This is a genomic window from Microcoleus sp. bin38.metabat.b11b12b14.051 (assembly GCF_013299165.1).
Taxonomy (GTDB): domain Bacteria; phylum Cyanobacteriota; class Cyanobacteriia; order Cyanobacteriales; family Microcoleaceae; genus Microcoleus.
This window is the reverse complement of the sequence record NZ_JAAFKD010000016.1, coordinates 45466-72302: the sequence shown is the minus strand read 5'-3', so window position 1 is coordinate 72302 and position 26837 is coordinate 45466. Positions and strand designations below refer to the sequence as shown.

Genomic DNA, 26837 nt, shown 5'->3' with positions numbered 1-26837 from the left:
CTTCAGTCCGCATTCATGAAGGACTAAAGTCCTCACTACGAACCAATTGCTTGAAATTTTCTGCTGTGAGTTGAAGGCGCGGAAGCGACATTAAAGAATCGTTAAAAGTGCTAGAACTTGACCTATATGATACACCAAAATTATACCCGCTTGCTCCAATTAAATGCTCTACAATTTCATCGACATCTCCGTAGGGATAGGCAAAACATCTCACTGATTTGCCTAATCCCCGTTCCAAAATAGAGCGAGATTTCGCTGCTTCGCGCACAATTTCGGTGGGCGACAATGCAGTCAGAGGTTGATAAGTGGCAGACATGGAACCAATTTCAATTCCTGCATCCTGCATTTGCCGAATTTCCGACCATCCCATTAACGGTACTTCGGGAAATTCGGCTTTTTCCCAACTATTTGTTTTTCCTATTGAGTCCGCTACTATAAAAATAGTCGCTGTAAAATCAAAGCGTTTTAGGAGAGGGAAAGCGTAGGTTAAAAAGTCGAGATAGCCACCGTCAAAAGTCAGCAACACAGCTTTACCTGGTAAAGGAGTTTTAGTGAGTTTCGCACTTTGCCAATCTTCCCAACTCGTAGTATAATAACCATGATCTTTGAAATACTGCAAATCTTGTTCTAAACACTGCGGAGTAACTGTATTTGAACTATCGGGAGAAATGCGGCGGTAGGCGATAATTGGCAGTTGTTCTGTAACGCTTTCACTGTCAACAACTTGCGGTTTCACCGAGTGAGAAACTTCTCGGTAAGGCGATTTTTGCCAAATGATTTCTGGTGCGTAAAATACGGGCTTGGGTAACTCGTTTTCTCGGGGAATTTGGATTATCGGTTCCCCCGCAATGGCTGCCGAGTTCGCTAGTTGCCGCAGCGCCTGCGCCGGAAGTGCGGCTCGACGGCTGACACTGGTTCCTGCCGCACCCGATCGCCTGCCGAACATCACTGCATCTTGCGGGTAAATGCCCCCAGAACCCTCTGCGTTCAACCAGTCGGGCAGATTAGACCTTTGTTGGGCAGCAGAGGCTAAGCGCGATCGCAACGATGGCTCACCATCCAACGGTTTTCCCAGCAAAGCTTCCCGCACGGCGGCGACGCACAACTCAAAACCGATATTTCGAGTAATTGTCGATCGCACTTTTTGAGCAGAAACAAAATTATTTTCCACCGCAACGGTTAAAATAGCGATCGCCACACCGCCTACTTTCACCAGCACGTCAATTTCAGCAAGCTCTACTTTGATGTTAGGCAATTCGGCGCTAACTTCCACAGCAATCAAGTCTCCATCGAGGCTGATTGTTAGCGCTTCATCGGCTGTTTCGGGATTGTAAAAATGAGTCTCAACCCAATGGGGACGGTTCCAGATTTCCTGTAAAAATAGCGTCCATTCAAACTGAGGAGTTTCTGATTTTTGTTGAAAAAAGCGATCAAGAATTGGCCAAGCAAACCGGGCTGCGATCGCATCTAACAACACCGCACGCGCCACAATTCCGTCGCAGACTGGCAATTCAATAAGGGACTTGCGTAGAAATAAGAGCCCAGCCATGCTATTGTATTGTCGAAGGAGCAGCCAAAGGATTGGTATAGTATTAAGCTGCAAATCCCTAACTTCGAGTTCAACACCTCCTAATCTGATTGTACAGCACAGGCGATCGAATATTTGTGGCACAGCAATATCCGAAATCAATTCGCCCACCTCCACCGCAACTTTGTAGGAAACTTCGGAATTTACCCAGTGGATATGAGTTAAAATCTCTTTAATTTCATTTTCTTTAAAACATTTATGATATTTGTGAACTTTAGCAAGTGTTATATCCCTTTCAATGCCTTGATGCCAAGGTTTATTTAAACTAAAATTAGCTGCTTTTTTCTTGTAGTCAGTCAGCATCACCGCGTCATAATCCACACCAATAAACTTACAAATACTTTCTAATACTGATTTCTTGTTTTCTACAAGTTCCTCATATTTGACCAATATATGATTAGAAGCATTGACATACTTGTAGCTAATTAACTCAGCATTTTTCCAGGACTCTATACAGTGGTTTAAATCCCACCCATCACCCCACAAATCGTTAAAATTCCTAGTAGCTTCATACAGAGAAGCTATGGTATCCATACCGTTTCGCAAAATATGTATAAACTTAACATCCGGCGTAAATCTTTCTATATCCTGAATAAAATGTATGTGCTCCGGCGTTTTTTCTAACCAAATGCTTTTATTTTGTTCCTTTGCTAAACTATCTAAAATCCCGATAAACCAACTAGCCTTAGTTTCCACACTTTGACTGTCATCAAAATTTTGCAAAAGTTCAGGACGCTTAATTTCATCATTAAAAAAAGCATCCATCCTCATTGACAGCTTTCCCGCAAACTGATCGTAAAGTAAATAGTGAAAAAATTTAGATTCAGGAAATGAAATAACTTGCGGGTGAGAGGCTAACAAACTTTGAAGAATTGTCGTACCGCTGCGAGGAGATGCTACTAAAAATATTCGTTTCATTGTGATAATTTATCAATGATTTGTGGCTCGTGATTGAGGCAAAAAGTGGTGGATAACACTATTGATAGTGTTTACTGTGCGGTGCTAAGCTGTTCTACATTTAAATTGTGTGTCAAAAATCCCTTAAACACTCTTGTGGGATGGGCTTCTAGCCCGTCCCAAATATACAATTTAAATGCCCAACAGCTTACCTACTAAAAATCGCGCTATCTACGATTAAAAACTATTTACAGCAGATTGCAGATTTATTGGGTACATTCCAGAGTCTTGTAGGGACACGGCATTTCTGTGTCCCTACAAGACTCACTTAACTCCAAGTAAAATCCTCCTTCAAAAAATCAGAAAGTTGCTGATTGTAAGGCTGAAAATAATTGGTTAATTTTTCTTCGATTTCCGCAGGCATTTTGTTGTAATCATCAGCACGATCGATTTCATATTCTTTAATTGGAATCGCACTGATATCCAAAAAATCTAAGACTTCTGAGAAAACTTGGCTGGTATTTGCTTGAAAATCTTCGCTTTTGAGAATTAGTAACTGTTCTCTCGGAAAATAATCGAGCCAATTCTTGATTTGTTCGACATAAATTCCCCGGGACAAATAGGAATAATGTTGGTGATTGAAACTGTAATAACCTTCATCGGCTTTGATTTTTTCAAGTTCACCTTTTAGCCTGTCTGGTTCAGAGGCGATCGCCTTTTCAAACTCTAACTTTTCGCAACCTACTGCCACTTCTAAATGATAGTGCATCCACGCTCGTTTTACCGGGTTTCGCAGCATTAAAATCAGCTTCACATCCGGGAAACACTTGTAAACTCGCTCGGCTACCAAAGGATGATAAATATAGTAGGGAGTCATTTCCCACAGCAGCACCTTGTCACCCGCGACACTTCGCGTCAACTGTTTGCTGTACCACTCGACGCCCCGCTCGAAATTCAACTCAAAAAAGTGGGCTTGTCTGGCACCTTCTTTGATAATTTGCAAGTGATTTTCCAGGTAGCCGTATAATGCCTCCGTGCTGCATTTTTGACCGCCAATAATTAAAAAATCCGGTGAGCGCTTATTTTTCAACTGAGTCGAAATTTTGGCATAGCTGGGATTGTTTTTATTCAAAGCATGAACCTTCTCAGCTTTTTCTGGTAAATCCAGCACCTCCATTTTGCCATCAAACTCCCAGTGGTAGGGCGGACAAAGAATGGTTTTTTGGTGTACAGTCGATCGCACGTACAGCGGATAAACGTGCCAGTGATAATCGTAAGCATAGGCCCAACTTTTCTCGTAAACCCCAGCATTCACGTAATACTGGCCGTTGCCTAAATCCAGCCTGTCTGCGTGCAGCCGGATTTTACCTTTACCTTCGGCTAGCGGAATCAACCGCCCCATTTGATTAGTATTAGTTTCAAAACAACTTTGACCGTCTTCCCGGCTGATTGTCACGCCAAAGATTGCAGAACCAATCGGTTTTGGTACTGAATAATGAATTTCTATAGTAATACCATCGCCGCTGTCTATTTCTTCATCTGGCAGGACTTTTACATCGGTTATTTCTACTTCCAAAGAACCGAAGCGATTTTCATTTACTCGCAGTTGTGAACCCGTACTGGTAACTTCAGGAGGACGCATGGGAGTGCGCTTGTCAGTTTCCGATCGCATTTCCGACAAATACTGACCCACTACCACGTCCCTCTCGCCGTAGGCCATGATTTTACCTTCCCGCAGCCACAAAGCTCGATCGCACAATTTTTGAATTTGCGCCGCATTGTGAGAAATCAAAACAATCGCACAGCCTTGATTTTTAAACTCGGCTATTTTATTCAAACATTTAGTTTGAAAAGCCACATCACCAACCGACAAATGTTCATCTACTAACAGCACTTCCGGATCGGTGTGAACCGCTACCGAAAAAGCCAAGCGCATTCGCATTCCCGTACTGTAAGTCCGCATCGGGCTGTCGATAAACTGTTGTAATTCTGCAAATTCCACAATATCGTCAAACCGGCGCGCTGCTTCCCGGCGAGTCAAACCCGCCACCACCGCACCCACAAACACATTTTCTCTGCCCGTTAAATCCGTGTGAAAACCTGCACCCAAATCCAACAAACCGCCAATTCTGCCGTTAACTTTAATAGTTCCCTCTTCCGCGCAGCCAATACCGCCGATTAGTTGCAGCAGCGTCGATTTTCCGGCTCCATTTTTACCGAGAATTCCCAGCATTTCGCCAGGAGAAACACTAAAATTGATATCCCGCAGCGCCCAAAAATGTGCTTTTGGTTTCATCCGCCACCATCCCCACAAGGCGGCCTCCATAATCGTAAAAGGTCGATCGGCACTGTAGCGGTTAAAACGTTTACCTAAACCTTTGACAACAATAGCTTGACGCATTTACAATTCCTCCACAAATCGATCGCTTTGCCGTCTAAAAATTCCCAGTCCGATCGGCAAAAGAACAGCCACAACCAAGCTCAAAATTAGCAGCGATTGCCAGTCGGGCTGCGTGCCTTTGAGCAGAATTGCCCGGTAAGCTTCAATCAGCGGCACCATCGGATTTAACTGATAGAACGGCTGAAATTCTTTGGGCACACTTTTGAAATCGTAAAAAATTGGAGTCAGGTAAAAAAGCATCTGCAACAACACGCCCAAAGTGTGCTGAGTATCGCGGAAAGTAACGTTCATCGCAGCGAGGGGATAAGCCAAACTCACCGTCAAAACGAATTGAATTACCATCAAAAGTGGCAGGGCTAACAGCACCTGATTCGGCTGAATCCCGTCAACTGCCAAAAAGATAATTAGCACCGGTAGCGCCAGCAAAAAGTGAATCAATCCGGTGGTAGTTGTCACCACAGGCAAAATAGCTGTCGGAAAATTCGGCTGTCTGATTAAAGCCAGGTTGCCAGTAATTAGTCCCGTCGCTTGAAACAGCGCCGTTTGAGTCCAACTCCAAATTAACAAACCGCTGAAAGCAAAGGAAGAAAACTGCGGAATATTCACCGGAATTACCGTTCGGAATACAAAAGAAAAAACAGCCAACTGCAACAGCGGATTGATCAAAGTCCAAGCAATACCCAGGGTCGATCGCTTGTAAAGTAATTTCATATCGCGATCGACCAACTCCCGCAGCAAATCGAAAAAATGAGCAATTTTGCGCCGATTTACCAGTTTTACCGAATTTCTCACTGTAAACCACCAACAATTACCGGCTGTTCAACTGACTGCGATTCGGGGCTCGCCACAGATGCCAACTGCTGGGCTTGCAACTGCGCTTTCCTGTAACTAAAAGGACTTTTCAGAGCTCCCAGCAACTCGTTCACGAGCAACTTGCGGGGCAACCAGTCCGGATTTCTTAACTTGTTCAGCATCCACCCGCCGAGCCAGTGAACGCCAGCAAAATACACAATTTCCAGGCGGCTGACTGTACGGTTGCGATCGCACGTTAGCAAATAAGCGCCAAAACCGCGCCCATTATCCATTAACTGCTTGCTCAAAGCCTCGCCGCTGCGCCTGTGTATGTGCCACACAAAAGCTCTCGGATCGTAAAAAATCGAGTATCCCTTCGCCAAAATCCGGTGAAACATCTCGATATCGCCACCGCCCCGAGTCGCAGTCCCCACATCCAAAGCCGGGTCAAAATTGCCCACTTCCGCGAACACCCTGACGCGGAAAGCCATATTCGCCCCGACACCGTAAGCGCTCGACCACAACAACTCCCGCGTCGAGAGCTTGCTACCATCAACTTTAAAGCTGTGAGTGTATTGCAGCATTCCCCCATAGCCCAATTCAAATTGAATTTGAGCCTCTGTTTCCAGTTCTGCCGGCGCCACTAAACCGCTAACAGCCATAATTTCCGGGTCAGCAAAACCCGCAGCAATCCCCCGCAGCCAACCGACATCCGGCCGCACGTCGTCGTCTGTAAAAGCCACAATCTCGTGGCTGGCCTCAGCGATGCCGCGATTGCGCGCCCAATCCAATCCTGGCCGTTCTTCCTTGACGTAGCGTACAGGTAATCGCGCCACAAATTCAGCCGTGCTGGTGTTAGAAGGAGCGTTGTCTATGACGATAATTTCGCGATCGGGATAGTCCACCGCCAGAATTGCTTCCAGAGCGCCCTTGAGCAAGTCGGTGCGATCGCGCGTGCAGATGACCACGCTAATCGGCGGCAGCAGATGGTTTGCCTCTGTTTTGAGCCCCAACTGTTGACCAAGAATTACTTGCGTCAATTCCTGACCTGTTTGCGCCACAATTGTCGATCGCACCCGCTCTGCCGGAATAATTTCCTGCCAAGGGTCGTTGACGATTTCCACCCATTTAAGAGGCACTCCCCCGTAGCAAACCAAGATGCGGATTTTTCCGTATTTCTCCAGTCCGCGAATCGGATGAATCGGTTCAGAAAACTCAATCTTCAGCACTTTTATTCCCATAACTTGCTCCTAAAAATTGTGCGCTAGCAATCTAAAAAATTTTGAGGCTTAAGTTGAACTCTCCATCGTGACTAATAATACCATTTTGACAAATTGTTGCTACCATTAAGCCAAGATAAATTATCTGTTATCATCGTAAATTACCGGATACGGCAGTGCCGTCTCCTACAGATAAAAACCTCTAATTTATTTTTTCTAGCAATGTTTGTTCACGCTTGATATAACGTTCGATCGCGATGATACTCGCACGAATGACGAATGACCAATGACCAATGACTAATGACCAATGACCAATGACCAATGACCAATGACCAATGACCAATGACTAATGACTAATGACCAATGACTAACTCATAACTGTCAACAGCAATTAGAGGGTTTTCGAGAGCAGTTTCAGAATTTTTTGGCATACCGTTAGCAGCCATCGCCACGAGCAATCGATCCGAAACCGAAGTTGCCAAAATTGAACGCAGATGGACGCCCCGCAGCGGCTCGATACCGAATTGTGGCGGAATGTGACCGACGATAAGTTCACCGTAACGCAGATAAATGCCATCGGGCCGTTCAGCATCAATCAACCTTTCTGCTGCTTCCCAACCTTGCTGCAAATCGATCTCAATTTCGCGATCGCTCAAATCAGCCCTGGCCGGCCCACCTTGCAGAAAACTCGAAATTGCCGATCGACTTTTCAACTCGTCCATCACCCCCCGGAAATACCAATAACCGCGCAATTTTGCCCGCAGCCACCGCCAAGTTAGCCGCATCCCCAAACTTTGCAACAAATCAAGACATTTCCTCAGTCCCGCAGCCAGAAAATCCACAGCCGCAGGCCAGAAAAACGCCACCGCCACCAAAACTTTATCCACCAGCGAATAAGGAATTTCGTAGTCATTGACGTGCAGCAGCGGTCTGATTTCCGGGTGTCGCTGGCCGATCAAAACATCCGATCGCCCTTCTTGACGAGAGCGGCGAAAAGAGCGATCGAGATTGTTAGTTTCGTGTTCGTAATGATAGCCCAGCGCTTCAGTTGCCATCACAAAAGGTACGCCAGCTTTCAGCAAACGTATCCCAAACTCGTAATCTTCCCCGCCGCAGTTCCCAAAAGCCGAATCGAAGCCATCGAGACGAGCAAACAGTGCCGCATCCAAAGAAAGATTACCGCTGAGCAAATCTCGGTACTCGAACCGATGCTCGGGGTGAGTCATCTGATAAAATTTGTCCTCCCACCAAGCCCGCACTTCCACATCAAAATATCTAGTTGCTCCCTGCAACTTCGGCGGATAAACGCCCATGACAGCACAGCCGCGACGTGCTTGGTGAGTGCGAACGTGGCTTTCTACCAGCGGTGGCATTGCTTCGATATCGTCATCCAGAAATAGCAGCAATTCTCCGCTAGCCGCCGCTGCTCCTGTATTGCGAGCAATTGAAGCACTCCGGCAATTTACCTCGATCGCGTGCAGTTTAAACGGAGCTTTGTACTCTTGTAACATTGCCAAAGTATCGTCAATGCAGGTATCTGCGACTACCGTCACTTCCATCAGGTCGATCGGATAACTCTGCAACTGCAAAGCATCAAGAGCGCGCCGCAGAGAAGCACTGCGATTGTGAGTCGGAATAATTACGCTAACTGTGAGATTTTCTCTATTCATATTCCAGGTGATTGGTAATTGGGACGTTGAAGTCATTAGTCCTTAGTCATTAGTCCTTAGTCCTTAGTCCTTAGTCCTTAGTCCTTAGTCCTTAGTCCTTAGTCCTTAGTCCTTAGTCCTTAGTCCTTAGTCCTTAGTCACAACGAAGCAGGAAGAATCAAGAGGGAAAAAACAGCGGTCAGTATATTTGTGACTTACCTGTCATCAATCAAGGTGATTGGTAATTGGTAATTGGTGAATGGTAATTAAAAACACTCTTGTCTATTCTCTCTTACTACTGACTACTGACTACTGACTACTGACTACTGACTAATGACCAATGATCAATGACTACTGACCAATGACCAATGACTACTGACTACTGACTACTTTCTTAATTTTTTGCAACTGCTTGCGAGATGCAAAATAAGCCATCGGCCCGCTCATGCAGCCCCGCAATTGAGCCAACAGCAAATCACTCGGCACAGCATCCGGTTGCTTTCGCAAAGAAGCAATCAGCTCCGGAATTTGTTTGTACCGCAGCCACCACAAAGCTAACTGAATCACGCTAAATTCTCTATTAACCACAAATATCCGCGTCCAGTAAGCATAGACTCCGATTCCGTAGCATTTGAGCAAGTTTTGCAGCTCTTCCCAAGTGCGCCGGTGCCGATGCCAGCTCACGGCCCTCGGTTCGTAGACGATGCAGTAGCCCGCCCGCAAAATGCGAGAAAACTGTTCGGTGTCTGAACCGCACTTAGCCGGTGTGCCCACGCCCAAAGCTTCGTCAAACATCCCGATGCTGTCGGTTAAACTTTTCCGCAAAGCCATACTCGCCGAAACCCCCACAGGAGAAATAATCAGCGGATTGCAGTGCGCGCCGTCAAAAACTCGGCGGTAGAAGCCCTGCCCGTAGGGGCTGTAACGCTCAAACCATTCTTGAGCTTCCGTTTCCAGTTCTAGGGGCATCACTAGCCCCGTCACACACATCACTCGCCGATCGCGGAAATTTTGCAACAACGATCGCAACCAATAGCGATCGGGCACTGCATCATCATCTGTAAACGCTACAAATTCGTGTTTAGCTTCCCGCAAAGCTCGGTTGCGGGCGGCGCTTTCCCCCGCTAAATCGTCTTCCCGCACGTAGCGAACTTGCGGGTAACTATTTGTGACCAATTCACGAGTAGCATCCGTAGCCGGACAATTATCAATTACTAAATATTCCTGACCATCGTCTGGGAGCAGCATCAGCGCGTCCAGACAGCGGCGCAAATCTTCCGGGCGATCGCGCGTACAAATCGCTACAGTGGCGATCGGGATTGTCTCTACCGCCCCGCGTTCGTCCCATTCCAGGGCATCGTAGAGCCAATTTTTCCACAGATTATCGCCTGCTGCATTCATCAGACTTTCCCGCAATTGCGAGCCCTCAATCCGACCTCCGACTACCGGAATTTGAGCTTGTCCGATCGGTTTTCCGTGCAGTCGAATTAAAACCAAAGCTTTGCTGTAACGCTCCTCAACCGTAATTTCTGGCGGGAGTTTGGAGATTTCTAGGTCAAGAATAGCTGTTGCCATTTGAGATTTAAGATTTGAGATTTAAGATTTGAGAGTGCGAAAAAATCTTATCTACTCCGTATTTTACCGGATGTATTTTAGATTAAATTGTCGTAAGGGATAGCAATTTTTAAATGCCATAGTTGCCTGTTGCTGATCGCGAATCCCATATAAAGCCTCATTTTTGTTATTGCTTTTATTTATTTTTACTTTCGATGACCCGTTGATGTCAAGTTTTTCTGCACATAATTTTTCCCACTGAAAACGATCGCTCATCGACCGCTCTGTCAATTGTAGGTGTTATTGGTCGGCGGCGCTAGCAACTCCCGCCATTAATCCCCAAACTCAACACTCAATTTTTCCCTCGCAGCGGAAGCGGGCGATCGATCTGTTTGAGCATTAATTGCGATGGCTGCTATTTTAGACCAAATGCCAAACAATCAAACACTTTTTTCCTACATTTTTGCTGCCAGACAGGGTATCAATCGTCTATTCAGCAGCCATTACAGCTTTTGTTTTTAACTATAAATCTTGCCAAAAAAGCGATGTTTACCTAATTCATTAATTGATATATTAATGCAAATATTTATATATATTACACAGATAAACACGAATATATCTGTTGGAAAAATCCTTTCGATCAAATTTGGGAACCCGCTCTCCGGCCCGTTCCACATAAAAAAATTGTGGGACGAGCCGAAGAGTCCGAAAAATCCTTTTAATCAAATTTGGCAACCGGCTCTTCGGCCCGTTCCACAGTAAAAAATTGTGGAACGGGCATTGGTTGTTTTGACCGACTGTGCTGACTGAACGGGCTCTGTGTCTTTAAAGAGGTGACACCCCATAGAGATGCTAACTTCACAACTCATTTAAACTCTCAGTGGAATAGCCACAAGGTTTACTTAGGAATGAAAATTTAATAACTTACACTTTTATTCTTGTGGGATGGGCGTCTCGCCCGTCCCGAAAGGGCGGGCTCTCCCGCCCACCCCACAAACTTGTGTAAATTATTTAATTCGCGATCCTTAGAAAACGTATCAAACTTTTACAAATAAGTCGATCGCCCTCATAAAGCCTGTATCTGCCCCGACAGCATCAGTTAGCCACCATGAGTTTGGTTCTCCCAGTTTTGATTGTTGGACTCTACGCCCCCTCACCACATAAAAAATGAAGATTTGTAAAGTTTTGTCAACATCCCAAGGGTGCTCAATTAAAATCTTTTCATAAAAAAGACTAGCTTTAGCAGGCGCGAATTGTGAAAAAAAATTTAAAACTCCGAATATGATATCTAGTTTGCTGCGCTTACAAGGTGCAATAAAATGTAACTTTTGATGCCCTAACCAGTAGCATTAATGTTATCGGAGGCCGCGCGAGCCGATTTGGGCCAAAGCCTTGGCAAAATAGCTTTTCCTGGCGCTGCACCAAATTTAAAATGCAATTACTTTCGGGGCATCGAAGGCTCAGTCTGGGAGCAAACATTAAAATCCCAGGCTGACTCACCAAAACTTCGATCTACCGGGTTTTTTAACCCTTAGCGGTGGTGGTAACAAAGTCTTTTCGTCCATCAAACCCGGTTTCTACGTCCCAGACTGAACTCGATCGAATGAATGCAGTCGCTATCGATGTTTAAATCAGGCCTGATTGCAAGTTGCGTACAAGCGCGCAGGGAGCTACCGCAGTGATGGATCTCGATTGTTTACCTTACGGTGCAGGTCACGCACAGGAAGGCGTTTGTCTGCTAGTGCGAATGGGGCCGCACCGAATTTTACTCGACTGTGGTATCGAGGATATCGCACCTTTGTCAGCGACACTGAGTCGATCGCTGCCAGCCGATTTTGTGGTGTGTACCCACGCCCACGCCGACCACGCCAGAGGTTTACTAGCACTTCACCAATCTTTCCCGCAGTTGCCAATCTACGCCAGCGAAGTCACAGCGCGGCTGCTACCGCTCAACTGGCCCGAACAATCTCAGCAGCCAGAGTCCCATTTTTGTCAGGCACTGTCCTGGCAGTCCTCGGTCGAACTGCGCCCGGGACTGAGCGTGCAGTTGTTCCCGTCGGGCCATTTACCCGGAGCGGCGACTGTGCTGCTGACTTATGCCGCTCCCCACCGCACCTACACCCTGGTGTACACCGGCGACTTTTTTCTGTCGAATTCTCGTTTGGTGGAAGGTTTGCCGCTGGGAGAACTCCGGGGCATGAAGCCGGACGTGTTAATTTTGGAAGGCAGTTATGGCACGGCGCGCCACCCTCACCGCCGACAACTGGAAAATCAGTTAGCCGATCGCATCCACCGCGCGATCGCCGACGGGTACTCGGTACTGCTACCCTCGCCGGCCCTGGGTTTGGGTCAAGAACTGCTGATGCTGCTCCGCAGCCACCACTACTTCACCGGGCGCGACTTGGATATCTGGGTGGACGGCACCGTAGCCGACGGCTGCGACGCCTACCTGGAACTGCTGCCCCAATTTCCTACCGCCGTCCAAAATTTTGCTCTCCATCAACCTTTATTTTGGGACGAAAGGGTGAAACCCCGCGTGCGGAGGCTTTCTGCCGAACAGCGCTCCGAATTGGGTTCCAGACCTTGTATTGTGATTAGTGACCGAATTGCTGATTTGGGTTTGTATGTTGCCGATCGCACAAATCCGTGGATTTTGCTCGCACCTCAAAAACCCGGATATCCCGTTACAGAATGGCTGCCCAACTGGCGCGAATCGGCAGTTAGGCTCGTAGAAACTTATCTGCTAGCAGAACACTGCGACGGCCCGGGAACTACCCAGCTCATCCACAATTTGCGCCCCCAGCACGTAATTCTGATCCACGGTTCCCCTGCATATTTGGCTGATTTGGCGAACTTGGACGAACTGCGGAACCGCTACCAGTTGCACACGCCAGCGGTGGGGACAATTGTCGAATTGCCGATCGGCGAAATGTTTTTGCAGCCCGCGATCCCGGAAACTAATTATGAAGGAGAAGTCAGCGAATTAGGCACAGAAGTAGCAATTAGCTTGCCGAATCCCATTACAGCCGATCCTCGCTGGGCTAATTTTGCCGATACCGGTTTGGTAGAAGCCCGCTGGCAAGGTGAAGAACTGGTATTGCGGGGCATTTCCCAGCGCGAACTGCTGTTTCAAGGCAGCGCCGTTCAAACCAACCTCGAATGCTGCGGCAATTGCCAGCACTACCGCGGCCAGCGCTGTTGGAACCAATCGAGTGCTTTGTTTGGTTTTAAAGTTACTCCCGACGGTTACTGTCCCGTGTTTGAAGCAATACCCGAGTCCGAACTTTTCCTCGATGAAGATACCGACGGCCAGTAAGCTGATATAGCAGTGGACAGTGGACAGAAGAGCGCGCTCGCGAAGTCGAAGAGTGGACAGAAGAGCGTGCTCGCGAAGTCGAAGAGTGGACAGAAGAGCGCGCTCGCGAAGTCGAAGAGTTGCTTCGTCAAGGAAATCAAACCGTTTCTGCTACATGCTCTAGGCTCTATTCATGAGGTTATTTATGTCCTCACCGATGTGGCGATTGCTATATTTGACCACATCCCGGTTTAATCCTGTTTTATTGGTCGCTAATTTCTCCCCTTGTTTCCCTATCTTCCGCTCCCTCTCGAATACTCTCTCGTTCTTGATAAATTTAGTCGCCAAAAACCCCGACTGGCGAGCGATCGGGTTTTTGGCTCAATTCCTCCACAAAAAAGGGAGAAAAGTCATTTTCTTTTCCCCCGCATCTTTTTTTTAAATCGAGATCTAGCTCAAAACTATTCTAAATTCGAGTCAGGGTAGTGATTGCGAATTTGTTCGGCCTCAGGACAATCGTCAGAAACTAGGGGTTCGCAGTTTGTTCTCGACACCGAAGCCAACTTCTGGGACACGGCTCCAATACTTTCTAGACGCACCATTTCTTCCCAGGAACTAATTTCGTCTTCTTCGTCGGTTTCGTAGCGCAGCGTGACTAGATCCCCTTCAATATCTAGGATACGAGCGCGCTCTATCCAACGTTGCTGATCTCGAAGAAAAATAGAAACCTCACGACCATCACAACAGAGTTGATAGATTTTGCGCTGTAGCATTTGTCAGTTCTCCTGCGCAGTGTATTTACTCAAAAAGATTGCCTGTTTACAGTAACGTACTTTGGGTTTTACATCGGAAGGCACAGCCCCACAGACTGGCCAGTTTCACGTTTTTTGAAACTGTGACGCCGATGGGAGTTACCAAATTTCATTTTATCACCAAATCTATCCAGTAAACAATTTATCGAGTTGCAGATTTTGCAGCCGGCAGCATCCCTCGCTGGAGGCATTTGCGATAATAGATCCGAGAATCTGAAGTTGACCCCGAGCGATCGCTCAAACAGCGACACTTGCAGCGACAATTAAAACAGACTCTGCCCTGTGGCAATCTCGCTCTCTGATGTCTCAACTAGAACAGCAGGATTCACCCACCATACCTGACTCGGCTGGTGGCCCGAATGTGAGTGAGATGACGGCAGCGCTGCCCTCAGCAACTGACTCATCGTCGGTTGAGAGGCGTTTTGCGGTGATTGAGGCAGCGCCAAACCGCTGTGCGATCGCACAAAACATCTTCACATAGTATAACTAGCTCAATTATCTGTCGAAGAAATTGCGCTCCCAGCAGCTAGCGCCCAATTAAACCTCAACCTCAGGGCCCAGCAACAAGTCTCGGTAGCTCGGCCCTCAGGAGCCAACGGGAATGCACGGTTACACATCCTAAGCTGCCTGAGGCCGCCATACATCAGCTAGCCGCGATGCCGCCAGCCAAAGCTAGCCCGACCTCAACGGTAGCGGCTGATTTGGGATTAATTTCGCAATGGCGTGTCGTGTCCCGGGCAAGTTGCCGCGAAATTTAATACCCTGTAGGCTAAAGCGAAGCGATCGAGAACAAACATACCAAAGGGCGATACCAGGGGCCAGACACAACTCCAAAGTACGCCTCGCGGACTGCTAAGCCAAAAATCATCGCTTTGTCGGGATCGCCGGGCCAAACCATGAGATTGCGAGTACAATTGCCAAGTTTAACAGCCTAATTGGATTAGAAAATTTTATGGTAATTCGGAACACAAATAAGTTTTGTTCGGGCAAACCGACCAGCAAAAAACAGCGCAAAGCTAATCGAAATCAGCCGGAATGGGTCTGGGCAGAATTTCAGGGCGCTTTCCCAATACGGTTGGTTGAAAAAGGTAATTGCTTGCCCCCACCAGCCTAAAATTCAGAGTCCCAAAAAGTCTAAACGATTTCTTCGTTTTTATCCGATCGCACTAATGCTAACCTCAGGGTATTTGGTGATATTGAGTTTAAAGCTGAGGTTTTTGGTTCGCTAGCTACTAAATTCCCGGCAGATTACACATCGGTTTTGTTGCCCCAAGTATCGAAGAAAAAGCTGATTTTCGCGGCTCGGATGCGGAGGCTGGGAAGTTGATGTCGAGATCGCCACCAGCAGAAATATTCCACGAACAACGCTGTTTGTCCAGCCTTGACGAGTGCTGGGTATTGTCAGTAGAGCCTAATGTATGGAACAGTGAAGCTTGCATCGAAACGATCGTTTCGAGGTTTCCCAGTAGCGGTCGAGTTCAGATGTCAAATATTCGCCACCACGTCAGGAGTACCCCGCAACGTGGCAGATATTTGACAGCGAGTAGCGAAGTGGCAGTTAAGCTAAAAGAATTACAGTTCCGTTCACAAAAAAATTAAGTCAGCTTCGCTGAGCGTGTTAAGGAGGCAAATTAATGGTATATACAGAAAATTGGTCGCAGCCTTCTATCTTGGAGTTAGCGCGATCGGGAAACTTTCAAGCCCTGAATTACTGGATTGACAGCTTGCTGAGACCCGAAGGAATTTATGCTCGCGTCGAACAGGCTCAGGCCGGATGCGTGCAAATTTTGGTAGAGTTCCAACGCGAATTTGCGGCAGATACTACTTTAGTCGGGAGCACTCTCCGGGAAGGCTTAGTTAAATTTATTTGCCACCAACTTTGGAGACTTAACTCGCCAGCAGTAGAAGGAGTGCGAATTCATGCGCGCTTGGCTGGAGAACCAGATATTCTCTGGCAACAGTCAGTCCGAATTGTCACACCGGCAAACCGCCAGCGGCGGCGCGATCGTTCCCGAATGGTCGTCGATTGGGTTAAATTTAAAACGTATCGTTCTCTGCTGCTAGTGGGATCGGCACTTGCCTCATTTGTTTTAGGGTGTTGGGTGAGCTACCACGAGGCTATAGCCCTGCGGTTAGTATCCCCAGTCTCCCCGTACCAGCAAGCTGCGGTCATGTCGGGCCCGCCTCCCAAACGTCCGGATGCGGTACAAGCGGCCTTAGAAGTAGTACCAGTATGGCAACAAAAACAGGTTGCCAATCCCTACGACCCAACCGTAACCCTGATGTTCGGAGGAAATGTGAATCTATCTGATGCGATCGCCGCGAATGGCAACGATTATCATTGGGCTTTCGCCAATATGGACGAGTATCGGCAAGCAGATGTGTCGATGGTTAACCTAGAAAACCCCCTGACTACCTCTACGTTGAACTCTGGTAAAAAACAATTAAATTTTAAAGCCGATCCCGAATCGGTGAAAGTATTAACAGCAGGAGGAGTGGATATTGTCAATCTGGCAAACAGCCACGCTATGGATTACGAGGAACCGGGGCTGGTGGAAACTATAAATACTCTCAATAATGCAGGAATTGGGCATCTGGGAGCAGGCAGAGATATTAAAGAAGCGAGGCGTCCAGATATTATTGAGGTTAAGGGTCAGCGGATCGCCTACCTCGGTTATTACGATGCCGACCTTCACGCCGCCGACCAAGGGAAAGCCGGCACTAACCCCCGCCGCAACAATCGCGTGGCCGAGGATATTCGAGCTCTCAGAGGTCAGGTAGACTGGATTATTGTTAATTACCACTGGGGAGTCGAATTGGCAGATTATCCGGGAGATTGGCAGATTGATTTGGCTCGGTTCACGATCGACCAAGGAGCAGATTTGGTAGTGGGACACCACCCCCACGTTTTGCAAGGTGCAGAAGTTTACAAGGGGCGCCCGATTGTTTACTCGCTGGGTAATTTTATCTTCGGCGGGAATGCTCGCAGCGATTACGATACCGCAGTCCTGAAAGTATCGCTCAAAGACAGGAATATGAAGGTAGAATTTTTGCCTGTGGAGGTGAAAAAGTTTCAGCCGAAGGTGGTGAAGGGAGCCACGGGGGAGAGGATTCTCAAACGCGTGGAGCAAATTTCCAGTATTTTCGATCGACCGATGGGATCTTCGATCGTTCTCGATGCCCCAATTAACCCAGCAATGGCACCAAAGACTTCAAATTCGCCCTTACCCACACCAGCAAAGAACGGCACGGCCTTTCCCGCACCCAATTCCCCCGGAAGCTCGGGTCAAACCAATCCGCCAGCCCCCGGACAACTCAAGCCAACTCCAATTTTGCCACCTTTGCCGGCTGCGCCCAAAGGGCAGGAAAACTCCTCATTTTTCCAAAATGGGTCAGGGTCTGCAACTGAGTCGAACCCGCCTCAGAATAAAGATTTGCCACCGCGCATCTACCGCAGTCAACCTCAAAATCCCAGCCGCGAAGTAGATCCATTTACCAAAGAGCCATTTATCAAAGAACCGTTTATTTCGCCTCCATCTCCCATCCCAGGAGCCGTACTCAGTCCCCAAAGCTATCTTCCCCCGACAGGGGGCGTATCTTTCAAAGTCGCGCTCAAGCAGCAGCCAACAAACACGATCGCTCCAGGTACGAGCTGCGACGCCTCCCAATCGCGGCTCGCTTTGCCTCAATTAGCTGCGATCGTTGTCGTCGGTTAGCTAGTGGGAGTCTCACAGAGCCAGGATACAGGGGAGGAGAGGGGCGGTAAGGCGCGAACAGCAACCTACCAGCTACCAATTATTAACGACAGATTTACTAACAACCAATGATCGACGACCTACTACCAATGACAAATGTGTTTGCGATCGCGCTCAAGCAAAAGCAGTACAAAACCTATATCCTCTCCGACGAAACCGCTAACTCTACTCTAGAAGTTGTGCCGGAACGGGGCGGTATTGCCACTAGCTGGCTGGTTGAAGGCAAAGAAATGTTCTACTTGGACGCAGAACGGTTCGCCAATGCCGATCTGACTGTACGCGGCGGGATTCCCATCTTGTTTCCCATCTGCGGCAATCTCCCCGACAATACCTACACCCACAAAGGAGTAGAGCGCCAGCTCAAACAGCACGGCTTTGCTCGCGATTTGCCTTGGAAGGCGACCCAACAAGTTACTGAGGGTTGCGCGGCTCTTACCCTGGTACTCGACAGCAGCGAGAAGACCCTAGCTGTTTATCCGTTTGATTTTCAATTAGCTTTTACTTATCAAATTAAAGGCAATTCTTTGGAAATTGTGCAGCAATACACTAATAAGGGTGCCGAACCGATGCCTTTTTCTAGCGGCTTGCACCCTTATTTTTTAGCTCCTGACAAGACAAATCTCCGCTTTGAGATTCCCGGGATGCAGTACAGAGATCAGAATACTCACGAAAAAGGCTATTTCACTGGGGTGTTTGACCCGACGCTGGATGAAATTGATGTTTCATTTGACGAGCTGACCGGTCTGGCTGCTACTGTCACCGACGCCGCCCGCGGCTTGCGGCTGACCCTCAGTTACAACTCCAGCTATGGGAAGTTGGTTTTCTGGATGGTCAAGGGCAAGGATTTTTACTGTTTGGAACCTTGGACTGCTCCTCGCAATGCCCTCAACACAGGCGAACACTTGATTTATTTGCAGCCGGGAGCCACTTGCGAGATGCTGGTTCGCATGACTGCAACTTTTTTTTGAAAAAGACTTGCTATTTAAAATAATGGGTGCTACTATTAGAAATTGTGTGCGGTAACAATGTTTAACCGGGTCGCTAGCTCAGCGGTAGAGCATTCGGCTTTTAACCGATTGGTCTCGGGTTCAAATCCCGGGCGACCCATAAAAAAGTAGAAAGTTAAAAATTTTGAGTTTTGAGTAAAATGCTCGAAACTCAAAATTTTGTTTTTTGAACTTTTCAGTAAATCTGAAAACATAATGCGCGATCGGCTACAAATTGTCTTAAGATTATCCTAAGAATTGAACTTGTCCAAAATTCACTGCCCAGAAATCACAAATAATTAGGAGGAATATCTATGGCGCTTGTACCTATGCGACTGCTGCTCGACCACGCGGCTGAAAATGGTTACGGCCTACCGGCTTACAACGTCAACAACATGGAGCAAATCCAAGCGATCATGCGCGCTGCTGACGAAACCAACAGCCCCGTGATCCTGCAAGCTTCTCGCGGCGCTCGCTCCTACGCTGGAGAAAATTTCCTGCGCCACTTGATTTTGGCCGCAGTTGAAACCTATCCTCACATTCCCATTTGTATGCACCAAGACCACGGCAATGCCCCCGGCACTTGCTATTCTGCCATGCGCCAAGGCTTCACTAGCGTGATGATGGACGGTTCTTTGGAAGGCGATGCTAAGACTCCCGCCAGCTACGAGTACAACGTTGAAGTTACTCGCGAAGTTGTGAAGGTTGCTCATTCGATCGGCGTTAGCGTTGAAGGCGAACTGGGTTGCTTGGGTTCTCTGGAAACAGGAATGGGCGAAGCAGAAGACGGGCACGGCTTTGAAGGTGCGCTTTCTCACGATCAATTGCTGACAGATCCTGAAGAAGCTGTTAATTTCGTTGAGCAAACCGGCGTTGATGCTCTCGCAGTGGCGATCGGCACTTCCCACGGCGCTTACAAATTCACCCGCAAGCCGACTGGCGAAATTTTGGCAATCAGCCGCATTGAAGAAATTCACCGCCGCTTGCCGAATACCCACTTGGTAATGCACGGTTCATCTTCTGTGCCCCAAGAATTGCTGGAAATCATCAACAGCAACGGCGGCAAAATCCGCGAAACCTACGGTGTACCTGTGGAAGAAATCCAAAAAGGTATCAAGTGCGGTGTTCGCAAGATCAACATCGACACAGACAACCGTTTGGCGATTACCGCTGCGGTACGCGAAGCTTTGTTTGCTAAGCCCGATGAATTCGATCCGCGCCACTTCTTGAAGCCGTCGATCAAGTATATGCAGAAGGTTTGTAGCGATCGCTACAACTCTTTTGGTTGCGCTGGTAACGGTACAAAGATTAAGCAAATGTCTTTGGACGATTTTGCAGCTAAGTATGCTAAGGGCGAATTGAGCTCTACTACTAAGAAGACTGTCGCTGTTTAATAATTTTAGGTTTGAGATTTTAGATTAGTCTGAAATCTCAAGTTTGGATTGCCGGGTAGCTGTGAAGTTGCCCGGTTTTTTGTTTGCGGGAGTTTACGATCAACCTACCTAAGGTAAATTCCGAAGTATTCAATAAAGTTCAACTTGATTGCGAGACAAAAGCAAACTAGATAAACCTTTAAATTCACTCTTCTAACTCCACCCGATCGACCTCATTCAAGGGTAGATTTAGCGCTTCGGCAATCTGCTCATCCGTCAAACCAAACTGACGCAACTTATCAATTAGTTCAATTATTGCGATCGCACTGTAATTATTGCTTTGTGGCTGTAAGTCAGGAGTTGCAGGCTGACTTTCATCTGGGGTTGAAGCTGAAGCATCGGGGCAATTGTTGATGTAACCAATACCAACGATATTTTTATGACCTGTATTTTTAGTAGCAAAACTTATATTGACATTTATATGCCGTTCTAGGACAGATTCAAGATTACTTTTTTTTACTTGTTCGCCAAAGATATCAGATAACATTTGCAAAAGTTCATGACCGACTTTTTTAACGTGTTTGTCGCTGTAACCGTATGTTTCTGCAATCCCAGCATACTTTTGACGATTCAGTATTCCCGCGATAATTCTCCGCTGCAAGTCGTTGAGATGTTTACCTGTCTTAGCGGAAACAGTTTCATCGACGGATTGCAAAATCTGAGGAATGTTCATAGGTATGCAGATGATATCGATGTCATTACTATATCCTACTTTTTCCAACCTTATCCAACTTTTTTCGCCTCACCTCCGAATTGTTTGTGCCAATTCGAGAAATATCCAACTTTTTCCTACTTTTTCTGCCTTTAAGTTTTCACCTTAAAAGTCTACTATGAGAATATTAAAACGTTCAGTTAAGAATTCATGCAACAAATGAATTGGTATGAAAACCCAACAATTGCAGCAATTATTGGTGCAGTTGTTGGAGCAGTTATAACAGCACTAGCATCCATATTCATCTCAAAAAAAACAAGCATAATTAGACGGGTCGATTGTGTTATCGACAATGCTTCTTCATTATTGACAGTTTCAGATGCAATTCGTAGTAAATTAGAAGTTAAATATTCAGGAGAACAGGCAACATCTGTAATTTTGTTCAATCTTGAGGTTTTCAATCCTGGGAATCAAGCTGTTGGGAATCAACCAATTTTGATCCGGCTGGATAACACAGCAAAGATTGTTGGTTACAGCCTCAAGACAGAACCTGAAGTTGGTTTTGGAAAAATTCACGAATTGCAACATCAAAATAGTGAACTCGATCTGACTATTGAGCTATTGAATCCAGGAGATCGTGTCTACATTGAGTTAATTTCTGTAAATAACGCATCCGATCTGATTGACGTGTATATGAAAAATGCAAACGTTATTACTCGATTTTATACTCGTGAAGCCGCAGAAAGTGCAATTTTAGGAGTTCTTAATAAACAGATAGATCCAACAATTGTATCGTTAGCAATGATCAGCTCACTTCCGTTTGGGGGATTCGTAGCGCCGTTTATGGCGATTATTCTAGAACAGAAATTTGAAAAAGCATTGCGTCAAAGAAAGTAGCTTATGCACATCTCAATCAAATATTAATTAAAAAAATAGTTGTATAAAAAATACCTTTATATTAGCAGTGAAAGAGCGAGTGCAACATATAATAATTAATAATTTTCCTTTTATTCTGCCTCCATTACTGCGGCCGAATCCCCCTCAGAAACTCCGCCCTTGCATCAAGTATTGAATGCATTAAAACGCAACGCACCAACAATTCTAAATCCAACTCCGGCAGAAACTCACTTCTTAAAACTTGCTCATAATCATCATCGTCGCGCAGACGATAGACAGCAAGCCGATTATTTTCCCAGAACCAAACTTCAGGGATGCGAAGTCGCAGATACTTAGCGAGTTTATTTGTACTACCGCTAGTCATCGTCACTTCTATTGCTAAATCAGGATGCTCTTTCTTTTCACCTATATAATAAGACTCGTCTGGTTCAAAGGATACATCTTTTGCCTGATTTCTGCGAGTTGCACTTCCTACCGGAATGAAATTAATCCCTTTCTCAAAAAAGTAAAGTCCTATAAATAGAGCCAAAATACTTTTTATCTGTTCGTGATTTTCACCTAGTGTCATAAACTCCACACACCCATCTAAATAAGTTATTCGCAAGCCTGGGGCATCTGCTACCAAAGATTCGATCGCCTGAAATTGCTCCCAAGTATAATAACCAGGTAAAGAAAAGCGTTGTTCTTTAAGAGTTGTTATTGGTTCTAAAATTTGTAAGATCATGGGCGTATAAGTTACTTTGAAGGACGCACAACGCGAATCAGTTTGCCTTGCAAAGATTCTGCTGCTATAATCGCAATGTGGATTCGGTTAGCCAGCGCTTCCCAATCGCGATCGTTCGTACAGGCGATAATGCCAGCATGATCGGGCTGTATGCGGTGCAGTCGAAAGAAATCTTTTCGGTTCTCGGTAATGACAGCACGTTCCTCGCTAGTTGCGAAAGCTAACACATCTGAGTCAGGAATTTTCTGATTCGCTCTGCCTGCTTCTTGGACAGTCAAAACATCGTGTCCCAAAACCCGCAGCAATTCTACAACCGGATAGGGGTATTGCTCATCGGCATAGAGGCGTGCCATACGTTACAATTCCTCGTCCATTACTTCGTCGTTTTCCCGGATTTCTGTTTCAATTTCGTCGGGAAAGGCTTCGGCATAAGTCCAAGCGTTGGCAATATCAGTAGCAGAGAGGGCTTGATAGCTTGTGAGTAAATCGGCTTCGCTATACCCAATGCGACGAGCTTCTACAAGTCCCCAAACGGTGATGCGAGTTCCCGCAATGCAGGCACTTCCACCACAAACATCAGGCGTTTTTTCAATACCGCGCCCCAGGGTGATTTTCCCCTGAGATAGGAGTTGAACAACTTGAGCTTTTTCGTCGTCTGAGAGTGCCAGCAGTTGAGGCTCTAATTCTTTCAGCGTCATGGCAAACAATGGAATTGCGACTACTGATTATTCTATCTAATTTATTCTATTCTGTTCGCTTGGACTTGAAAAACACGGAACAAGTGAATCATCTCAAGAAAAGCTTGAAGAACTTCATGGTTATGGTAGTTGGGCCGATCAGATCGTTATGTCAGATGATTTCGACCAACCACTCGAAGATTTAAAAGAATATATGTAACATGAAATCTCTTTTAGATACTCATGCCTTTCTTTGATATTTACTTGGCAATCCCAATCTAGGTAGTAAAGCGAAAGAAGCGATTGATACTAAATTCGTTTCTGTTTAATTACTGTGGCCGAATCCCGTTCAGAAAATCCTGTCTTGCCTCAATCCTTGAAGGCATTAAGACACAATGCACCAACAATTCTAAATCCAACTCGGGCAATAACTCACTTCTTAAAACTTGCTCGTAATCATCGTCGCGCAGACGATACACAGCCAACAAATTATTTTCCCAAAACCAGACTTCCGGGATGCGAAGTCGTAGATATTTAGCTAGTTTATTTGTGCTACCGCTAGTAATCGTCACCTCCACGGCTAAATCGGGATGCTCTTTCTTTTCACCGATATAATAAGACTCATCAGGCTCAAAGGATACATCTTTTGTTTTATCCCTGCGAGTAGCACTACCTACAGGAATATATTCAATTCCCGTTTCACAAAAATAGAGTTGTAGCAAAAAATTAAGAATACAACTGATGCTCTCATGTGCTTCGCCTAGTGTCATAAACTCGATCCACCCATCAAGATAAGTTATCCGCAAAGCTGAAGAGTCTGCCATCAAAGATTCGATCGCCTGAAATTGCTCCCAACTATAATAACCGGGGAGAATCAATCGCTGTTCTGGCAGCGTACCGATTTCTTCTAAAAGTTTTGCTGTCACAGTTATCGCCATCCTATTTTAAATATTGCTAGCCCCTACCTAGCTAAAACCAGGCAGGGGCATTCTCTCACATTCTAACTTAATGAACTAGCCCGTTAGCGAAGCCCTAGAAAACGATCGCCCTTTTAGTCAAAGCATCAGCCGTCAGCCCATTAAACGCCATCAACTCACCAGCGCTAGCAGTCGTTTCGCCCCGCTTCCAAGCGAAAGTATCGCGCGGGCAATTGCTACGGAGCATCACCGGCTCCAACATCCCAGAAGCACCGCCTGTCACGCCAATCAAGCCATCTCCACCAAACATTTCGGCAAATTTCTCATCGCTCAAAAAGCCGCCGTCAGCTTCGGAACAAGTATCCCAAGCCACATCTGTTGGGCGGTACAAACGTCGGGGATTCACCACAGAAACAATCCGCACTCCAATACCTACTTTTTCCAAAGATGCCGCCGCTTCAAACACAGGAATTAAAGTCATATCGCCCACAACAGCAAACACAACTTTCTTATTTCCTGCTGTTTCATGCAAGACAATTGCGCCATCTTCCAAACCTTGACGAGTCTGTGCAAAAGTAGTGCGAATTGGCAGCGGCGACTTGCTCGCAGTAATCACAACTCCCTTATTTCTGGCAGTCAAAGCCCAATCGTAACAAGCTTGAATGCTATTAGCATCCGGTGGGAACAAAGGAAACACATTTCCGTTCCGCATCATCGCCGCAAAATAAGCTTCAATTTCCGGGCGTTGGTGCGTCCAACCATTGCGGCCTTGTTCTAAAGCACCTGCGGTAAATAAGGTGACAGTTGCGGGAGTTAGACGGCGCAATTCTGCCATTGCTTGGGTAACTGTTTGCCAAATTGGTAAACCGTTGATAGCAAAAGATTCATAGGAACACCACAAACTGCGCGCGCCAAATAGTGACAAACCTACAGCTAAACCCGCACAAGCATCTTCGCTCAAAGGTTCGTAAACTTGACCGTTGGGCGATTGATTGTACAAGTCATCTGTCGTCGGGTGAATGATTTTGAGAGCTTGGTTGATGTTGGCAATTGCTGATGCTTCGTTTCCGTCAGCATTAGTAACGAGAAAAGTCCGATCGCGCTGGCCGACTGTTCCCACCAAACGTCCCATTGCAGTTGTCGAAATCTTCGCTTCTCCACCGACTGCAAATTCTTCTAAAGGCAATTCGCCCAAATCTGCCAGCGGCAATGTAAACTCAGTAACAACGGTTTTCGCAGCAGGCCCGCCGCCCGCACGCTCGCAATTTGTCCGCACCAACTGCCACGCCTCAGCAGTCAAAGCCCGCTCTTTTAAGGCGCTGATAATGTGGGGAGCATCGAGGGTATCTTTCGGATAAAGGTTGTGAGATTTTGCGCCGCGCGCGTGCACGCCAGCACCTTTCAACTGTTTGATAATAAACACAGTTAATTTGCCGCCGAGAGCAGATTTTGCTGCTTTGTCAACTCCTTGTAAAACAGCTTTGGTAAATGCCATGCGCTGTTCGAGGGAAAAAGCCGTGCTATCAACATAAGCTTCCGGTTGATTTTTGTCGTCAAATTCCTTAGCATCAACTAAGATGACTTCTTCAAAACCATTACCTTGCCAATAAGCAATCATTTCAGCATTGGTTTTAGTTGAAACCATGCTGTGATGTTCTTGCGAATATCCATTCCAAACTAACACGGGTAAAAAGTTAGTAGCTTTGGGATAAGCAGTGTGGAAATGCCCCATACTGCTCATCGGATAGGGTTCGCCCATCCCACCGTCGCCCATCGTGAAAGGAAAGAGTTTTTCGGGATGCAAAAGCGCGCCCGCCATTGCGAAATGCTGCCCTTGTCCGAGGGGGCCAGCAGGTGCTAAAAGTCCGGGAATGAAGCCGGAAAGATGTCCTAATAAACCGTCTTTTTCTCGGAATTTATCGCGTGCTTGCTGCACTTTGACAATTCCCATGTCTTCTAAAGATCGATCGAGAAACATGGCACTGTAAAATCCTGGCGCGTGGTGCCCAACTTCCGTGACAATGTTCTTGTGTCCGAGCATCACCAGCGCAGCATAAGCCTCGGCTTGGCTGGCAAAACCCCCCGGATGTCCCGATGCCTTACTGGCTGTGATTTGCAGCGTCAGGTAGCGTAGGGCGTCTGCTCCTAGGATCGTTTGAAAGACGGCGGCGGGATCTGCTGGATCGGCGATCGAATTGCTTCCTTGGGCGATCGCAGGTGTTTTCCCGTAAGTCTCAAAACCCGGCAGATTCTCCGAGAAATACTGGATTCCTTCGCAAAAACTGGGAATTGTTGACGTTGCCTTCGGCGTAGTTGCAGTCATGCTTTTTATACCTGAAAATTTTGACTTGGATTAATGTAACAGTAATTTTATAGCCTTGTTGTTGCAAAAAATCGTTACTTCTGCTAAGTCGAATCATAAATCGGTCAAATATCCCAAATTTTCATAGCAACCGCCAAGACTGTGAGAAGGTTTTTAAGGGTGCATCTCACTTTTGAAGAGGGCGAAGCATGACCGCATATAAGTTATTAGTTATAATCCCATATTGACTGCGGTCATGCTTCGCCCCTACAAACATATTTGCCAA

The 26837-nt window shown here is 46.6% G+C and carries 21 protein-coding genes and 1 tRNA gene; 9 read left to right on the top strand and 13 right to left on the bottom strand.

Annotation, left to right across the window (positions count from 1 at the left end):
* Window positions 1–13: 13 nt before the first annotated feature.
* The 6 genes from QZW47_RS17840 to QZW47_RS17815 all read right to left on the bottom strand — a co-directional run bounded on the left by QZW47_RS17840 (window position 14) and on the right by QZW47_RS17815 (window position 10122).
* The gene (locus QZW47_RS17840) at window positions 14–2506 is read right to left on the bottom strand and encodes a sulfotransferase (protein WP_293129210.1); all 2493 of its coding nucleotides are present in this window, start codon (window positions 2504–2506) and stop codon (window positions 14–16) included.
* Between the two features lie 307 nt (window positions 2507–2813).
* A complete protein-coding gene (locus tag QZW47_RS17835) occupies window positions 2814–4886 on the bottom strand; it encodes a Wzt carbohydrate-binding domain-containing protein (RefSeq protein WP_293129208.1) in 2073 nt (690 codons plus the stop codon).
* Entirely contained in the window at window positions 4887–5678 is a 792-nt protein-coding gene (locus tag QZW47_RS17830) for an ABC transporter permease (protein ID WP_293129206.1), read from the bottom strand.
* Window positions 5675–6919: a glycosyltransferase gene (locus QZW47_RS17825; RefSeq protein ID WP_293129204.1), complete on the bottom strand. Its 1245-nt coding sequence runs from the start codon at window positions 6917–6919 to the stop codon at window positions 5675–5677. The genes QZW47_RS17830 and QZW47_RS17825 overlap by 4 nt, the downstream gene beginning before the upstream one ends.
* A gap of 332 nt (window positions 6920–7251) precedes the next feature.
* A complete protein-coding gene (locus QZW47_RS17820; RefSeq protein WP_293129202.1) occupies window positions 7252–8604 on the bottom strand; it encodes a glycosyltransferase in 1353 nt (450 codons plus the stop codon).
* 315 nt (window positions 8605–8919) lie between these two features.
* The gene (locus QZW47_RS17815; protein ID WP_293129200.1) at window positions 8920–10122 is read right to left on the bottom strand and encodes a glycosyltransferase; all 1203 of its coding nucleotides are present in this window, start codon (window positions 10120–10122) and stop codon (window positions 8920–8922) included.
* A 1660-nt stretch (window positions 10123–11782) separates the two neighbouring features.
* On the opposite strand from QZW47_RS17815, the gene QZW47_RS17810 reads away from it, so the two are divergent.
* Window positions 11783–13417 carry an MBL fold metallo-hydrolase gene (locus tag QZW47_RS17810; protein WP_293129198.1) on the top strand — a complete coding sequence of 545 codons (1635 nt, stop codon included), beginning with the start codon at window positions 11783–11785 and terminating at the stop codon, window positions 13415–13417.
* Window positions 13418–13857: 440 nt separating this feature from the next.
* Here QZW47_RS17810 and QZW47_RS17805 read toward each other — a convergent pair whose 3' ends face one another.
* Complete coding sequence (locus QZW47_RS17805; RefSeq protein WP_006633466.1) at window positions 13858–14169, bottom strand: DUF6679 family protein; 312 nt, start codon at window positions 14167–14169, stop codon at window positions 13858–13860.
* Window positions 14170–14509: 340 nt separating this feature from the next.
* On the opposite strand from QZW47_RS17805, the gene QZW47_RS17800 reads away from it, so the two are divergent.
* The 6 genes from QZW47_RS17800 to fba all read left to right on the top strand — a co-directional run bounded on the left by QZW47_RS17800 (window position 14510) and on the right by fba (window position 20343).
* Window positions 14510–14689 (top strand): hypothetical protein, encoded by a 180-nt coding sequence (locus QZW47_RS17800; protein ID WP_293129195.1) that lies wholly within the window; start codon window positions 14510–14512, stop codon window positions 14687–14689.
* 845 nt (window positions 14690–15534) lie between these two features.
* Window positions 15535–15807 carry a hypothetical protein gene (locus tag QZW47_RS17795; RefSeq protein ID WP_293129194.1) on the top strand — a complete coding sequence of 91 codons (273 nt, stop codon included), beginning with the start codon at window positions 15535–15537 and terminating at the stop codon, window positions 15805–15807.
* Window positions 15808–15842: 35 nt separating this feature from the next.
* On the top strand, window positions 15843–17924 hold the full coding sequence (locus tag QZW47_RS17790) for a CapA family protein (protein WP_293129193.1): 2082 nt from the start codon (window positions 15843–15845) through the stop codon (window positions 17922–17924).
* 107 nt (window positions 17925–18031) lie between these two features.
* A complete protein-coding gene (locus QZW47_RS17785) occupies window positions 18032–18931 on the top strand; it encodes an aldose epimerase (RefSeq protein WP_293129192.1) in 900 nt (299 codons plus the stop codon).
* A gap of 67 nt (window positions 18932–18998) precedes the next feature.
* A tRNA-Lys gene (locus tag QZW47_RS17780) sits at window positions 18999–19070 on the top strand.
* 193 nt (window positions 19071–19263) lie between these two features.
* Window positions 19264–20343 (top strand): class II fructose-bisphosphate aldolase, encoded by a 1080-nt coding sequence (fba, locus tag QZW47_RS17775; RefSeq protein WP_293129190.1) that lies wholly within the window; start codon window positions 19264–19266, stop codon window positions 20341–20343.
* Between the two features lie 184 nt (window positions 20344–20527).
* On the opposite strand, the gene QZW47_RS17770 is transcribed toward fba, so the two are convergent.
* Complete coding sequence (locus tag QZW47_RS17770; protein WP_293129188.1) at window positions 20528–21055, bottom strand: hypothetical protein; 528 nt, start codon at window positions 21053–21055, stop codon at window positions 20528–20530.
* A 189-nt stretch (window positions 21056–21244) separates the two neighbouring features.
* Between QZW47_RS17770 and QZW47_RS17765 the strand changes: the two genes are divergently transcribed.
* On the top strand, window positions 21245–21931 hold the full coding sequence (locus tag QZW47_RS17765) for a hypothetical protein (RefSeq protein WP_293129186.1): 687 nt from the start codon (window positions 21245–21247) through the stop codon (window positions 21929–21931).
* A gap of 124 nt (window positions 21932–22055) precedes the next feature.
* On the opposite strand, the gene QZW47_RS17760 is transcribed toward QZW47_RS17765, so the two are convergent.
* The 3 genes from QZW47_RS17760 to QZW47_RS17750 are packed head-to-tail and all read right to left on the bottom strand — an operon-like array spanning window position 22056 to window position 23353.
* Window positions 22056–22655 (bottom strand): Uma2 family endonuclease, encoded by a 600-nt coding sequence (locus tag QZW47_RS17760; RefSeq protein WP_293129184.1) that lies wholly within the window; start codon window positions 22653–22655, stop codon window positions 22056–22058.
* Between the two features lie 11 nt (window positions 22656–22666).
* Window positions 22667–23008: a DUF5615 family PIN-like protein gene (locus tag QZW47_RS17755; RefSeq protein WP_293129182.1), complete on the bottom strand. Its 342-nt coding sequence runs from the start codon at window positions 23006–23008 to the stop codon at window positions 22667–22669.
* A 3-nt stretch (window positions 23009–23011) separates the two neighbouring features.
* Window positions 23012–23353 (bottom strand): DUF433 domain-containing protein, encoded by a 342-nt coding sequence (locus tag QZW47_RS17750; protein WP_293129180.1) that lies wholly within the window; start codon window positions 23351–23353, stop codon window positions 23012–23014.
* Between the two features lie 43 nt (window positions 23354–23396).
* Here QZW47_RS17750 and QZW47_RS17745 point away from each other — a divergent pair, with 43 nt between their 5' ends.
* Entirely contained in the window at window positions 23397–23552 is a 156-nt protein-coding gene (locus QZW47_RS17745; RefSeq protein ID WP_293129366.1) for a DUF2281 domain-containing protein, read from the top strand.
* A 109-nt stretch (window positions 23553–23661) separates the two neighbouring features.
* Here the strand turns inward: QZW47_RS17745 and QZW47_RS17740 are convergent, their stop codons facing one another.
* Window positions 23662–24258, bottom strand: a complete 597-nt coding sequence (locus tag QZW47_RS17740; protein WP_293129178.1) for a Uma2 family endonuclease — start codon at window positions 24256–24258, stop codon at window positions 23662–23664.
* Window positions 24259–24364: 106 nt separating this feature from the next.
* Complete coding sequence (locus QZW47_RS17735; RefSeq protein ID WP_293129176.1) at window positions 24365–26572, bottom strand: phosphoketolase; 2208 nt, start codon at window positions 26570–26572, stop codon at window positions 24365–24367.
* Between the last annotated feature and the right edge of the window lie 265 nt (window positions 26573–26837).

What these genes read in the sequence shown, in the direction of transcription:
- QZW47_RS17820 (WP_293129202.1), bottom strand. Translation starts at nt 8,604, where the DNA reads ATGACTTCAACGTCCCAATTACCAATCACCTGGAATATGAATAGAGAA.
- QZW47_RS17760 (WP_293129184.1), bottom strand. Translation starts at nt 22,655, where the DNA reads ATGATCTTACAAATTTTAGAACCAATAACAACTCTTAAAGAACAACGC.
- QZW47_RS17815 (WP_293129200.1), bottom strand. Translation starts at nt 10,122, where the DNA reads ATGGCAACAGCTATTCTTGACCTAGAAATCTCCAAACTCCCGCCAGAA.
- fba (WP_293129190.1), top strand. Translation starts at nt 19,264, where the DNA reads ATGGCGCTTGTACCTATGCGACTGCTGCTCGACCACGCGGCTGAAAAT.
- QZW47_RS17805 (WP_006633466.1), bottom strand. Translation starts at nt 14,169, where the DNA reads ATGCTACAGCGCAAAATCTATCAACTCTGTTGTGATGGTCGTGAGGTT.
- QZW47_RS17755 (WP_293129182.1), bottom strand. Translation starts at nt 23,008, where the DNA reads ATGGCACGCCTCTATGCCGATGAGCAATACCCCTATCCGGTTGTAGAA.
- QZW47_RS17810 (WP_293129198.1), top strand. Translation starts at nt 11,783, where the DNA reads ATGGATCTCGATTGTTTACCTTACGGTGCAGGTCACGCACAGGAAGGC.
- QZW47_RS17825 (WP_293129204.1), bottom strand. Translation starts at nt 6,919, where the DNA reads ATGGGAATAAAAGTGCTGAAGATTGAGTTTTCTGAACCGATTCATCCG.
- QZW47_RS17765 (WP_293129186.1), top strand. Translation starts at nt 21,245, where the DNA reads ATGCAACAAATGAATTGGTATGAAAACCCAACAATTGCAGCAATTATT.
- QZW47_RS17835 (WP_293129208.1), bottom strand. Translation starts at nt 4,886, where the DNA reads ATGCGTCAAGCTATTGTTGTCAAAGGTTTAGGTAAACGTTTTAACCGC.
- QZW47_RS17735 (WP_293129176.1), bottom strand. Translation starts at nt 26,572, where the DNA reads ATGACTGCAACTACGCCGAAGGCAACGTCAACAATTCCCAGTTTTTGC.
- QZW47_RS17770 (WP_293129188.1), bottom strand. Translation starts at nt 21,055, where the DNA reads ATGAACATTCCTCAGATTTTGCAATCCGTCGATGAAACTGTTTCCGCT.
- QZW47_RS17750 (WP_293129180.1), bottom strand. Translation starts at nt 23,353, where the DNA reads ATGACGCTGAAAGAATTAGAGCCTCAACTGCTGGCACTCTCAGACGAC.
- QZW47_RS17795 (WP_293129194.1), top strand. Translation starts at nt 15,535, where the DNA reads ATGTCGAGATCGCCACCAGCAGAAATATTCCACGAACAACGCTGTTTG.
- QZW47_RS17790 (WP_293129193.1), top strand. Translation starts at nt 15,843, where the DNA reads ATGGTATATACAGAAAATTGGTCGCAGCCTTCTATCTTGGAGTTAGCG.
- QZW47_RS17800 (WP_293129195.1), top strand. Translation starts at nt 14,510, where the DNA reads ATGTCTCAACTAGAACAGCAGGATTCACCCACCATACCTGACTCGGCT.
- QZW47_RS17840 (WP_293129210.1), bottom strand. Translation starts at nt 2,506, where the DNA reads ATGAAACGAATATTTTTAGTAGCATCTCCTCGCAGCGGTACGACAATT.
- QZW47_RS17785 (WP_293129192.1), top strand. Translation starts at nt 18,032, where the DNA reads ATGATCGACGACCTACTACCAATGACAAATGTGTTTGCGATCGCGCTC.